The following is an 11,656-nucleotide window of genomic DNA, read 5'->3' on the forward strand; positions in this document are numbered from 1 at the left end:
TCAACATGCAACAATGATTTGGGAGTCGATTCTATGCACCGCTCGGTTGGAGGCGCGAGCATCATCCGTCGGCTTTTGCCACGGTAATTCCCCATCAGAACCCCCATAAGGGGTGGTTTGCTCTTATAAAAAAGACCCGCGCCGAAGCACGGGTCTTTTGCATCTCAAACGGATGGGTTCACCACTTAGCTGTAGCTCACCGTCTGCTGGGAGTCCTTGACCACGACGTCGTGGGCACCGCCCTCGACGATGGAGGTGGCGGACACGAGCGTGAGGCGCGCCTTCTCCTGCAGCTCGGGAATAGTGAGCGCACCGCAGTTGCACATGGTGGACTTCACCTTGTAGAGCGTACCGTTCACGCCATCCTTGAGGGAACCAGCGTAGGGCACGTAGGAGTCGACACCCTCGACGAAGGAGAGCTTCTGGGCGCCGCCCAGGTCATAGCGCTGCCAGTTACGGGCACGCGCAGAGCCCTCGCCCCAGTACTCCTTCATGTACTGACCGTTCACGTTCACGCGACTCGTTGGGCTCTCGTCAAAACGAGCAAAGTAACGACCGAGCATGAGGAAGTCAGCGCCCATGGCGAGCGCGAGCGTCATGTGGTAGTCGTACACGATGCCGCCATCGGAGCACACGGGCACGTACACGCCGGTCTCCTCGAAGTACTCGTCGCGGGCGCGGCACACGTCGATAAGCGCGGTAGCCTGACCACGGCCGATGCCCTTGGTCTCACGCGTAATGCAGATGGAACCGCCGCCGATACCGACCTTGATGAAGTCAGCGCCGCAGTCGGCGAGGAAGCGGAAGCCCTCAGCGTCGACCACGTTGCCGGCACCGACCTTGACGGTGTCGCCGTAGTTGGCGCGAATCCACTCGATGGTACGCTTCTGCCACTCGGAGAATCCCTCAGAGGAGTCGATGCACAGCACGTCGGCACCGGCCTCGACCAGCAGCGGCACACGCTCGGCGTAGTCGCGGGTGTTGATGCCCGCGCCGACCATGTAGCGCTTGTTTTCGTCGAGTAGCTCGTTGGGGTTGGTCTTGTGGCTGTCGTAATCCTTGCGGAAGACCATGCCGGCAAGGTGGTCGTTCTCGTCGACCACGGGAAGGGCGTTGAGCTTCTTGTCCCAAATCAGGTCGTTGGCGTCCTTGAGCGAAATGCTCTTGTCGGCAACCACGAGCTCGGTGCGCGGCGTCATGAACTCGGCGACCTTCTTGGAGTGGTCATCGCGGCTGGGGCGATAATCGCGGCTCGTCACAATGCCGAGCAGCTTGCCACGCGGGGTTCCGTCGTCGGTGACGGGCATGGTGGAATGACCGGTCTTCTCCTTGAGGGCGATAACCTGCTCCATGGTCATATCGGGCGTCAGCGTGGAATCGGACTCCACGAAGCCGGCCTTGTGGTCCTTAACGGCCTTGACCATGGCAGCCTCGTCCTCAGCGGTCTGAGAGCCGTAAATGAAGCTGATGCCGCCCTCAGTTGCAAGGGCAACACCCATGTTCACGCCGGACACGGACTGCATGATGGCCGACACCATGGGGATGTTCAGGGAAATCGCAGGCTCCTCACCGCGCTTGAAGCGGGTCAGCGGGGTTTTAAGGGAGACGTTTGTTGGAATGCACTCGGAAGACGAGTAACCAGGAACAAGCAGATACTCGGAAAAGGTATGGGACTCACCGGGGAAGAACGTTGCCATGATGCTCCTTTACGTTTTACTACCGACTTGGCTGAGGTCGTTTTGCGCGTAGCTTTAACGCCCTTTAGTTACGATTGAGCCATTGTAACGCAGTAATGTGATCAAGTGGTCCTCGGCAACCGTCTTCAAACGGTCTGCCCATTCCCGTGCGGGCGTGCCCTACTTTTGGCTTCCCCTATGCAAGCGACTCCGAATCACGCATATCCGGCAAAAACGGCCACTTCGCGTCTTGGACAAGAAAAAATGCATGCCGGCTTGCGAAAACCATCGCCTACAAACCCAAAAACGCCTTGAGGCCGATGCAAATCAAAACAATACCGCCCGCAATCTGAGCACGCGTGCCAAATCGATCGCCGAGCTTGCGGCCAAGTAGCAGCGCGAATATACAACATGCAAATGTAGTAACACCGATCATGCAGCTGTACAGCGCAAGGCTTTTTCCATCCGCAGCAAGGGATACTCCTACGATAAGCGCATCGATGGACGTTGCGATAGCCTCCATCCTGACCATGCGCCAGGTGAGATGCGTTGACGGACAAGCTTCAGGCTCGCGCAGCTCGCGCACGGCGTCGACGATCATCTTGCCGCCCACAATACCGAGAATGACCAGCGAAACGACTCCCGCATACGCATTGATGTAGTCGGCGATCATAATGCCGCCCACATATCCGAGTATGGGCATACACATCTGAAACAACGCAAAATACACGGGCATGCCGAACTTTAACGCCTTCGACATGTCGGGTTCGCACAGACTGTTGGAGAGTGTGACCGTCATCGCATCCATAGCGAGGGCAATGCCCAAGACGAAGCTTTCGAGCAATGCTGCGCCCGTAATAGAAATCATGCGCTTCCTTTCGCGAATCTATCAGGTGGACGGTGTGGCTGAGAGAGCAACCTTACTCCCCGCGGCGCAACGAGCGAAACACGCGGTCGAGCTCTGCGGCAACCTCCAGCGGGTTATCGAGACCGGCGAAGATGCGAACGGTATGGCCATCGCTGCCATTGGGTGCGCACATCCGCGTGTGAGATCCGCCAACCGGATACGTCCGTCCGTTCAAGCGACACGCCTCGATGAACTCCCCCGCCGTCATGCCCGCTGCTGGGTCAAGCTGGAACTCGACCGCGGGGCCGAAGCCGTGCATCAACATGCGGGTGGCAACCTCATGGTCGGGATGACTTGGCAGCCCCGGATACGACACTGAGGCAAGCTCCTCGCAACAGCTTAAATATTCTGCAAGTGCGCGGGCATGGTCGAAATGCCGCTGCATACGCTCGGGCACGGTGCTGAGACCCTCGGAAATAGCAACGAGATCGCACGTATCAAGCTCGTCAGCATCAAGCGCAAGTGGGCCACGCGCAGCCACCGCGACTACCTTGCGTTGCAATTTGCCCGCGGCAATGCGATCAAATGCCTCAAAGCTCACGTCAGCGCCCAGCTCAAATGGCCTGCAACCAAAATGCGACGGAACGGTAATGTCCGCCAGCAAGCGCCCGCCGGCAACGTGCACCCCCTGTGCGCGTGCGCGCAGGTCGGGGACGCGCAGGCCGGCCCCACCAAGAGCGTCAACCGCAACGTCGTGCTCTCCCGCCAGCGCAAACCGTTCAAGCACCTCATCAACGTGCCCTGCATATACAAAGAGGGAGGTCGTGGCGCCAACTGCTTCCGCATACCGAGCTTCGAGCTCATGCCGAGACAACACCATCAAAACCACCTTTCACCTGCAAANGGTCGTGGCGCCAACTGCTTCCGCATACCGAGCTTCGAGCTCATGCCGAGACAACACCATCAAAACCACCTTTCACCTGCAAAAAAGAACACGTCCGCCCCATACCATGCACCGTATGCGCCACGTATCCAAACAGCAGCGGGGCAACCAGGTGCCCCGCTCGCTCGTTTAGCTATCTTCCACACAGCCGCCGTTACGCACGCGTGCGAATCTCCTCTGTGACCCTGGCGATAAACTCATCGATGGCCATCGGCACCGTTTCGTTGGAGCGGTCGCGCACGGAGATGTTGCCGGCCTCAGCCTCCTGCTCACCCAAAATGAGCATGTACGGCACGCGGTCGATGCTGCGAGCGTCGCGAATCTTCTTGCCGATCTTCTCGTCACGGTCATCGCAAACGGCACGAACGCCAGCAGCCTCGAGCTGCTCGGTAACCTGGTGCGCATAGTCGCGGCTCTTCTCAGAAACGGGCAGGACCTTGACCTGCATCGGCGCGAGCCACACAGGGAACTTGCCGGCGTAATGCTCGATCAGAATGCCGATGAAGCGCTCGATGGAGCCGAAGCACACGCGATGCAGCATGATGGGACGGCGCTGCTCGCCGTTAGCGTCGACGTAGTGCAGGTCGAAATTCTGCGGCATCTGGAAGTCCAGCTGCACGGTACCGCACTGCCACGTGCGTCCGAGCGAGTCCTCCAGGTGGAAGTCGATCTTAGGACCGTAGAAGGCGCCGTCGCCCTCGTTGAGCTCGTAATCCATACCCAGCTGCGAAAGCGCGGTCTTGAGACCATCCTCAGCGGCAGCCCAGTCCTCGTCGGAACCCATAGAGTCCTCGGGGCGCGTGGAAAGCTCGACGTGGTACTTGAAGCCGAACTTCTGGTACACGGAGTCGATGAGCTTGACCACGCCCACGATCTCGTCGGTAAGCTGCTCAGGCGTCACGAACAAGTGGGCATCGTCCTGGTTGAAGCAGCGCACACGGAACAGGCCGTGCAGGGCACCGCGCATCTCGTGACGGTGCACCAGGCCAATTTCGCCCGCACGAATGGGCAGCTCACGATAGCTGTGCGGCTTGGAAGCGTAGACGAGCACGCCGCCGGGGCAGTTCATGGGCTTGATGCAATACTCCTCGTCGTCGATGGTCGTGGAGTACATGTTGTCCTTGTAGTGATCCCAGTGGCCGGAGGTCTCCCACAGCTGGCGGTTCATGATCTGCGGCGTGGAAATCTCGACGTAACCGGCCTTGTGATGGATCTCGCGCCAGTACTCGAGCAGCGTGTTCTTGAGAATCATGCCGTTGGGCAGGAAGAACGGGAAACCCGGGGCCTCGTCGCGCATCATGAAGAGGTCCATCTCGCGACCGATCTTGCGATGGTCGCGCAGCTTAGCCTCTTCAATCATCTTGAGATGATGCTCGAGCTCATCCTTGGTGGCAAACGCCGTACCATTCACGCGGGTAAGCATCTTGTTGCTGGCGTCGGCTTTCCAATAAGCGCCGGAAACACCCGTGAGCTTGAACGCCTTGAGCGCCTTGGTATAGGTGAGATGCGGGCCCACACACATGTCGATGTAATCGCCCTGCTGGAAGAAGGTGATGCGCGCATCCTCAGGCAGGTCGCCGATGTGCTCGACCTTGTACTTCTCGCCGCGCTCCTCCATAAGGGCGATGGCCTCGGCGCGCGGAAGCTCGAAGGTCTGGAACTTGAGGTTCTCCTTGACGATCTTCTTCATCTCGGCCTCAATGGCGGGCAGGTCCTCCTCACCGAGCTGCGCGTCTCCCAGATCGACGTCGTAGTAAAAACCATTGTCCGTAGCAGGACCATAGGCAAAATCCGCACCTGGATACAAACGCTTGATGGCCTGAGCCATGATATGAGCGGCGGAGTGGCGAATGACGTGCAGGGCCTCAGCGCCCTCGACCTCAGCCACCGACCCGTCGTTATACAGTGCCTTCATATTCAAAACCTTCCTCGAGAGCTGCGTTCACGCATTTGAACTTGAAACAGTGTACTCGTTTATCTACCGAGTTAGTCCTGCAATCGACGACCCACGGTACAAACAAAGGCACCCGCCAGCGTTGATGCGGCGGGGGCAAGTCGGCGCGCCAAGCGGGCCCCGGACATACACGGGGACGTCGTTTNGCGCATCGAGCGGCTTCTTGCAGGTGGGGCACACATTGCGAACCTGCGTGTTGCACACGGGGCACACGATGAAATCCTTCTCGATGGGGGTACCGCAGTTGGGGCAAGTGCCATACTGCGCAAGCTGGCGCTCACGCAGGGCAACGTCGAGCTCCTGCTCTTCACGATCGGAGAGATAGGAATTGGGACGAAGCACCACGTAGGCAATGAGACCGACGAAGGGAATGAGGGCAACGAGACCCCAAGCCCAGAACTGCCTGACACCGCGACGCTTCGCGTCGATGAACACATAGACGACGGAGAGCACGTAAAGTGCGACCACAAAAGCAATGAAGGCGTAAACCACCATCATAAGCTGCGGAGACATAAGCTCGGAGATGTACTTCGACATGCTGATTAACCTTTCAGCGGGCTGCGAGAACGCAAACTGGTCATTTACGTTCAGCATTGTATACCCGCACATACGGGCATGCGCCCCACAACACGCAGGTCGCACGCGAGCGCCACGAGAAACCCTCGAAAACGGAAGACCTAAAAACGAGTAGGATATACAGAGGAGCCTGTAAGCACGCGACCATCGCGGACGGGAGCACGAACATGGAACGTTTTGATGTCGCCATTGTCGGAGCCGGTATCACAGGGTGCGCAATCGCGCGACACCTGGCACAGTTCGAACTCAAGATATGCGTTGTCGAAGCGGGAAATGACATTGCGTTGGGCGCCTCCAAGGCGAATGGCGGCTTGGTACATGCAGGCTATGACCCCGCGCCGGGCACCGTGAAAGCCTCGGTTAACGCACGCGGATGTTCCCTATACGGCACATGGTCGGATGAGCTTGGCTTTTCGTTCCGACGCACCGGATCGATGGTGCTGGGATTTAGCGAAGAGGACCGTGCGAGACTCGAGCATCTGAAAGCCAACGGCATTGCAAATGGCGTACCGGAGCTTTCGATTATCACGCCCGAACGCATCCACGAACTTGAACCGCGTGCCAGCGAAGAGGCGACCTGTGCACTGTGGTGCCCATCCACCGGATATGTCGATTCTTTCGAGGTCGCCATCACGGCGGCAGAAAACGCCGTGGCAAACGGTGTGACCTTCCTGCGCAGCGCGGCGGTCGAATCCATCGAACACACCGAAAACGGCGATTTTGAGCTTTCCACAACCGCGGGAACGGTGCGCTCCCGTTTTCTCGTCAATGCGGCGGGCGCGGGCGCGGCCGACATCTCCCGTATGACAGGTGGCGAGGAATTCAAACTCAAGTGGCGCCAGGGAAACATCGTCGTCCTCGACAAAGAGCCGCGCGCACTCATGCCGCTCTACCCGGTTCCCACGCCCATTTCCAAGGGCGTGATCGTTACCGGCACCGTCCACAACAACACCGTCATCACCGCCACCGCGGCTCTGCGCGAGCCTGGTGACACCGATACGTACGCCGCCGATATCGAAGCGTTGCTCACGGGCGCTCGCAAGCTCGTCCCCAGCTTGGATACGCGACGTGTGGTGCGCGCCTTTGGCGGTGGGCGAGCCGTCATCGAGGGTCTGAACGACTTCTACATCGGAGCGTCAACACAGGTCGAAGGCCTTTTCCACGCTGCGGGCATCCAATCCCCCGGCGTTGCGAGCGCGCCCGCAGTCGCGGAGAGCATGGAGCATGTTATGAGAGACGCCGGCGTGCCCCTCGTCCCCCGCTCCGATTGGAACCCGCGCCGAATCGCACCCGACGACTTCGATGTCGCCCCCCTTGCGCGCAAGCAAGAACTCATTGCCCAAGATCCCGCATGGGGTCGCATCGTCTGCCGCTGCGAAACGGTCCCCGAGGCCGAAATCGTCGCCGCGATTCATCGAGAGCCGGGTGCCGTTTCGGTTGAGGGCGTCAAACGACGCTGCCGTGCGGGCATGGGTCGTTGCCAAAGTGGCTTTTGCCAGAGTCGCGTGGTGGACATCCTCGCGCGCGAATTGGATTGCAAGCCCGAAGAAGTCTTACTCGAAGATTCCGGATCCTGGATCGTCGAGGGAGCGCTCAAGGGCGATACCTCAACTGCAGCCCGCCCACTTGATGAGCGCCATGTCCCAGCAGCCCAAACCAATACCGACGTCGTTGTCATAGGCGGCGGCCCGGCGGGCATGGCAGCCGCACTCTCTGCACATGAGGCGGGTGCACGAGTCGCCCTCATCGAGCGTAACGAGCGCTTAGGCGGCATCCTGCGCCAGTGCATCCATCCCGGCTTTGGCCTCAAACATTTCAACGAAGAGCTTACCGGCCCTGAATATGCGCAGCGTTTCATCGATCTGGTGGAAGCCGAAAATATCGATGTCATGCTCAACAGCATGGTACTCGGCATCGACTCCGATGATGCAGACGTGTCTGGCAAGCCGACCGGCCACCATACCGTCACCGTCATGTCGAGCGAAGGCATGATAAAACTTTCCTGCCGCTCGGTCGTTCTCGCCATGGGATGCCGCGAGCGCACGCGCTCCGAAATCAAAATCCCCGGCAGCAGGCCGGCGGGCGTGTTTACCGCGGGCCTGGCGCAGCGTTACATCAACATCGAAAACCTCAAACCCGCACGGCGCGTGGTCATTTTGGGCTCGGGTGACATCGGCCTCATTATGGCACGCCGCTGTGCACTCGAGGGCATTGAGGTCGAAGGCGTCTACGAACTCATGCCCTATGCCAACGGTTTGCACCGCAACATCAAAAACTGCCTGGACGACTTTGGCATCCCCCTGCATCTTTCCACCACGGTCACGCGCGTCATCGGGCGCGAGCGCGTGGAGGCGGTCGAGGTCTCCCAGGTAGACGATTCGCTCTCCCCGATTCCCGGAACCGAGCGGGTCATCCCCTGCGACGCCCTGCTGCTCTCCGTGGGTCTCATCCCCGAAAACGAGCTCGCCACCGCAGCGGGCGTTGAGCTCAACCCGCGCACACGCGGTGCCGCGGTCGATCAAGACCTGCAGACGAACGTCCCGGGGATCTTCTCGTGCGGCAACGTGCTGCACGTGCATGACCTGGCAGATAATGTCACCGACGAAGCGGAGCGAGCGGGCCGCGCAGCTGCTGCATATGCATGCGAGATGGGTTTTGAGGGCGCAGATGCCACCGTTACCTGCGACATCACCGTCGAGCCTGCAGGATTTGCCGGATACGTCATGCCCTCGCGCATCACGCATCCCGCCTCCACCAAGCTCTACTTCCGCGTGCGCAAACCGCTTGACCATGCACGCCTGCGCATCCTCTCGGGCGACCGTGTGCTGTTCGAGGGCAAACCGCGTGCGTTCAAGCCGAGCATCATGGAGGCGGCACCGCTTACCGCCAAAATGATCGACGCCGCCCAAGGCACCATCACGCTTTCCATTGAGCCGATTGAGGGGTAACACACATGGGCACGGATACGAACACCATTGAGATCAGGCAGATCCACTGCACCACCTGCCCCTCAGAGTGCCTGCTCACCGTGGAGGTGGAGCTTGACTCCATGGGCGTCGAGGTGGGCGTGCGCGAGGTGAGCGGCAATCGCTGCCCCCGGGGAGCCGCCTTTGCCCATCAGGAGATAACCCGCCCCATGCGCGTCCTCACGACAACCGTGATTTTGCACGATGCAGATGAGCGCCTGCTGCCCGTGCGGACCGCCGAGGCAATTCCTCTCGACTTGCACGCACAAGCGATGGAGCTGCTCCAACATACCACCGTCCAAGCGCCCGTTTCCATGGGTGACGTCGTGATTTCCAATATCCTGGATACCGGGACGGATGTCGTCGCTAGCCTCAGCGTGCGCTGAGTTCGCAAGAACGCACGCGACTCATTTGTTGAAAGCTGCACAAAAGGCTGAAGCTCCCGCCAAAACCACCAGCAAGTTTAGCGGAACAGCCCTGCAACCTCGCCGGCGAGGGTGATGGTACCCGCCGCCACAAACGGTGTGCCCGCTGCGGTAAGCACATGCACGGCCTCTTCAACCGTGGCGTATGTTGCGACGATTTTGTCCTTCGGCTGAATGAGCCCGACAAGCTCGTCAGCCGGAAGCGCGCGCTCGCTCGATGTGGCAGTTACCACCACACGCGGAAACGCGGAAACAAGCACATCTACGATACCGCTTACGTCCTTGTCGGAAAGCGCAGCGACAAGCAGCGTGGGACGGGTCTCCACACATGGTTCAATCTCATCAAGGGCGAACACGAAGTTCTCACAGCTCTGCGGATTGTGACACGCATCGATAAGCACCAACGGATCGACGCGCAACACATCAAAACGACCAGGTGTCGGACAGGCATCGAGGCTCTCCGAAAGTACGGTGTCATCAAGTTTCCGACCCAGATACGCCTCGGCCAAAGCGATTGCACATGCGGCATTTTGCGGCTGATAGCTCGGCTTATGCAGAGACGCATGGTAGGTAGCGTGGGTCGTTGTAGTCTTGAACTCAACGGTATCGCCCAAAAACGCCGGCTCCTTGAGCGTCGTGTGGGACACCACTACAGGATCGACATCGCATGCCGCGCAGCGCTCTTGCATTACGCGCCATACGCTCGGCTCATGCACGCCCTCGCCGAGCACCACCGCTCGACCCGGTTTGATAACAGCCGCCTTCTCGCCTGCGATTTCGGAGAGCGTGTTTCCCAAGATATGCATATGGTCGAGACCGATGCCAGTAATGGCGACGGCGAGGGGGTCGGCTGCGCTCGTCGCATCCCAACGTCCGCCCAAGCCAACTTCGAGCACCGCCACATCGACGCGTGCCTCGGCAAACAATACAAAGGCGCCGACGGTCAGCAGGTCGAACGGAGAGATGCCATACGGCTCCCTCCCCGCTTGAACACGTTTTTCGTTAACGCGGCGTCCAGCCTCCACGGCAACTGACACTCCGTGGGCAAAAACCTCACTCGAGACAGGAGAACCCGCAATCTCGATGCGCTCTTCAAAGTGCACGAGTTGGGGCGATGTGTACAAGCCCGTCTTCAGCCCCTCGCCCGACAAAATGGCCGCGGTAAAGCGCGCCGTGGACGTCTTGCCATTGGTGCCCGCAACCTGAATGCAGTCCACATGCTCGTCGGGACGCTCGAGCTCGTCGAGCAACGCCACGACCGTCTCAAGCAGCGCCGTTCCCGTACCGAATATCTTTCCGGTATCAAATGCAACGGCGAGCGCCTCTTCATAGCCAAGTTCCCGCACCTCAAAGGGCACAGCATATGTCTGCATACGTTTTGACACGAAAGGCTCCTTCGATTATTCGCGTCCAAACGCGACCCAATACGTCGTGCCGAAGGCCACGCCACCCACGACGTTACCGAGTGTCACGATAACGATGTTGACAAGCACCCCCTGGCACAAAGCGGCGAGGCCCGTGGCAGGAGCCACAGCGCCGAACAAACCTTGAATGGCCAAACCGAGCGGTAAGAAGAACAGGTTGGCAACCGAGTGCTCGCAGCCAAGCACCACGAACGCGGTCACAGGCAAGATGGTGGCCGCAAGTTTATCGCACGTCGTCTTTCCGGCGCTACCAATCCAAACGGCCAAACACACGAGATAGTTGCACAAGATACCGCGCACGAAGGCCTCAAGCGGGGCAAGACTCGCTTTGCCCACCGCCACGTTGTATGCCGTCTGTGCAAAGGCGCCGCCGAACAGACCGAGACATCCGGAACAATAAATCAGCGCCACCATGAGCAGCGAACCCACGAGATTTCCCGCATACACGACGGCCCACATCTTGAGCATGCGTCCCATGCTGAATCGACCGCGCAACACGCCGATCGCCATGAGGCTATTGCCCGTGAACAGCTCCGCACCCGCCGCCATAACGGCAAACAAGCCAAAGCAAAATGCCAGACCGCCTATGATCGCTGAAGCAGTGGAGCCGAGCGTAGCGTCGGAACGCACGGCAATCATGAACGATCCGCCCGTGGCAACGAACACGCCAGCGAGCACGGCGAGCGCAAATGCGCGCACCAAAGGCATGTTCGCCTTCGCCGCCATCGCGTTCTCAACCGCCGTGAGGTTCTCGGCGGGGGGGCGCATGACAGCCGACGCGCACTCATTATGTTGTTGCATACCCGACATGACGACTTCCCCTCACCGAAAAATAACGTGTCCGG

8 protein-coding genes and 1 pseudogene are annotated in these 11,656 nt (G+C 59.6%); 2 read left to right on the forward strand and 7 right to left on the reverse strand.

Translation table 11 applies throughout. The features are described from left to right. Positions 1-185 precede the first annotated feature (185 nt). The 5 genes and pseudogenes from C1711_RS02050 to C1711_RS02070 form a co-directional block, all read right to left on the reverse strand. The gene (locus tag C1711_RS02050; RefSeq protein WP_102337569.1) at positions 186-1,697 is read right to left on the reverse strand and encodes an IMP dehydrogenase; all 1,512 of its coding nucleotides are present in this window, start codon (positions 1,695-1,697) and stop codon (positions 186-188) included. A 271-nt stretch (positions 1,698-1,968) separates the two neighbouring features. Beyond that, the gene (locus tag C1711_RS02055; protein ID WP_102337570.1) at positions 1,969-2,544 is read right to left on the reverse strand and encodes a manganese efflux pump MntP; all 576 of its coding nucleotides are present in this window, start codon (positions 2,542-2,544) and stop codon (positions 1,969-1,971) included. A gap of 52 nt (positions 2,545-2,596) precedes the next feature. Next, positions 2,597-3,403, reverse strand: a complete 807-nt coding sequence (locus C1711_RS02060) for a PLP-dependent transferase (protein WP_234346176.1) — start codon at positions 3,401-3,403, stop codon at positions 2,597-2,599. 217 nt (positions 3,404-3,620) lie between these two features. Beyond that, the gene (gene thrS, locus C1711_RS02065) at positions 3,621-5,381 is read right to left on the reverse strand and encodes a threonine--tRNA ligase (protein ID WP_102337571.1); all 1,761 of its coding nucleotides are present in this window, start codon (positions 5,379-5,381) and stop codon (positions 3,621-3,623) included. 159 nt (positions 5,382-5,540) lie between these two features. Continuing rightward, a pseudogene (locus tag C1711_RS02070) lies at positions 5,541-5,957 on the reverse strand (double zinc ribbon domain-containing protein); the annotation flags it as partial. Positions 5,958-6,163: 206 nt separating this feature from the next. On the opposite strand from C1711_RS02070, the gene C1711_RS07945 reads away from it, so the two are divergent. Both C1711_RS07945 and C1711_RS02085 read left to right on the forward strand, forming a co-directional pair. Beyond that, positions 6,164-8,944 (forward strand): FAD-dependent oxidoreductase, encoded by a 2,781-nt coding sequence (locus C1711_RS07945; protein ID WP_324761436.1) that lies wholly within the window; start codon positions 6,164-6,166, stop codon positions 8,942-8,944. A gap of 5 nt (positions 8,945-8,949) precedes the next feature. Continuing rightward, entirely contained in the window at positions 8,950-9,348 is a 399-nt protein-coding gene (locus C1711_RS02085) for a DUF1667 domain-containing protein (RefSeq protein WP_102337572.1), read from the forward strand. Positions 9,349-9,425: 77 nt separating this feature from the next. Here the strand turns inward: C1711_RS02085 and C1711_RS02090 are convergent, their stop codons facing one another. After that, entirely contained in the window at positions 9,426-10,760 is a 1,335-nt protein-coding gene (locus C1711_RS02090) for a bifunctional folylpolyglutamate synthase/dihydrofolate synthase (protein ID WP_102338528.1), read from the reverse strand. Between the two features lie 27 nt (positions 10,761-10,787). After that, positions 10,788-11,621, reverse strand: a complete 834-nt coding sequence (locus tag C1711_RS02095; protein ID WP_234346178.1) for a formate/nitrite transporter family protein — start codon at positions 11,619-11,621, stop codon at positions 10,788-10,790. Positions 11,622-11,656 lie beyond the last annotated feature (35 nt).

The organism is Collinsella provencensis (genome assembly GCF_900199705.1).
Lineage (GTDB): Bacteria > Actinomycetota > Coriobacteriia > Coriobacteriales > Coriobacteriaceae > Collinsella > Collinsella provencensis.

What these genes read in the sequence shown, in the direction of transcription:
- C1711_RS02050 (WP_102337569.1), bottom strand. Translation starts at nt 1,697, where the DNA reads ATGGCAACGTTCTTCCCCGGTGAGTCCCATACCTTTTCCGAGTATCTG.
- C1711_RS02055 (WP_102337570.1), bottom strand. Translation starts at nt 2,544, where the DNA reads ATGATTTCTATTACGGGCGCAGCATTGCTCGAAAGCTTCGTCTTGGGC.
- C1711_RS02060 (WP_234346176.1), bottom strand. Translation starts at nt 3,403, where the DNA reads ATGGTGTTGTCTCGGCATGAGCTCGAAGCTCGGTATGCGGAAGCAGTT.
- thrS (WP_102337571.1), bottom strand. Translation starts at nt 5,381, where the DNA reads ATGAAGGCACTGTATAACGACGGGTCGGTGGCTGAGGTCGAGGGCGCT.
- C1711_RS07945 (WP_324761436.1), top strand. Translation starts at nt 6,164, where the DNA reads ATGGAACGTTTTGATGTCGCCATTGTCGGAGCCGGTATCACAGGGTGC.
- C1711_RS02085 (WP_102337572.1), top strand. Translation starts at nt 8,950, where the DNA reads ATGGGCACGGATACGAACACCATTGAGATCAGGCAGATCCACTGCACC.
- C1711_RS02090 (WP_102338528.1), bottom strand. Translation starts at nt 10,760, where the DNA reads ATGCAGACATATGCTGTGCCCTTTGAGGTGCGGGAACTTGGCTATGAA.
- C1711_RS02095 (WP_234346178.1), bottom strand. Translation starts at nt 11,621, where the DNA reads ATGTCGGGTATGCAACAACATAATGAGTGCGCGTCGGCTGTCATGCGC.